General features: G+C 54.5%; 1 protein-coding gene. It reads right to left on the reverse strand.

Annotated features, from left to right (window positions below; all coding sequences use genetic code 11):
* Positions 1-64: 64 nt before the first annotated feature.
* On the reverse strand, positions 65-781 hold a 717-nt coding region (locus tag AAC01S_RS18535), incomplete at its 5' end, for an IS256 family transposase (protein ID WP_157071312.1).

A 781-nucleotide genomic window follows, 5' to 3' on the forward strand; every position in this document is an offset into this window, starting at 1 on the left:
GGTAGTGTCCCGTCAAGTGGTGTAAACTGCTTGAGTGCAATCACTGCGTGACATGGATTAAGGATTATTTATGTAAAACCGACGTCGGTGCCAGCAACTCTTGATCCGAGCTTCGGGTCAATTTCGCCATCGACTCTCTGCTAAAGTACCGCCGTGCAACTATCCACTCATCGTTTTGCTCCTCCAGAATTGCTCCTCCGAGGCGTATCACGGAATCTCGGTTGGGGAAGATGCCTACAACGTCGAAACGACGCCGCAGTTCACGGTTTAGGCGTTCTAGCGGGTTTGTGGAGCAGATTTGCTTCCAATGCTCCTTCGGGAATGCCATGTAAGCCAGTACGTCCTCCTCAGCACGCTCCAGCACCTCCATCGCCTTGGAAAACTTCCCCTTCAGTTGCTGGACCACGACCGCTAGCTGCTGTTTCGCTGCCTCCTGAGTTGGCTGTGCAAATATCGTCCGGATAATGGACGAGACCATCGCCTGTGACGACCTGGGCACCTGACTCAGAATGTTACGCATGGTATGAACCCGGCACCTCTGCCAGGTTGCTCCCGTCAAGGCAGATCCGATGGCACTGCGCAGGCCTTCGTGCGCATCACTGATCACCAACTGAACACCACGCAGACCACGGGCAACAAGGCTCCGGATAAAGGTCAACCAAAATGAACCGTCCTCACTGGTACCAATGTCAAATCCCAAGACCTCTCGCTCACCGGTAGCCCTCACGCCGATCGCAATGACAAACGCCATGCTCTGGACACGCCCACCTTCCCGAACTTT

This window comes from Alicyclobacillus acidiphilus NBRC 100859, from assembly GCF_001544355.1.
In the GTDB taxonomy this organism is placed as follows: domain Bacteria; phylum Bacillota; class Bacilli; order Alicyclobacillales; family Alicyclobacillaceae; genus Alicyclobacillus; species Alicyclobacillus acidiphilus.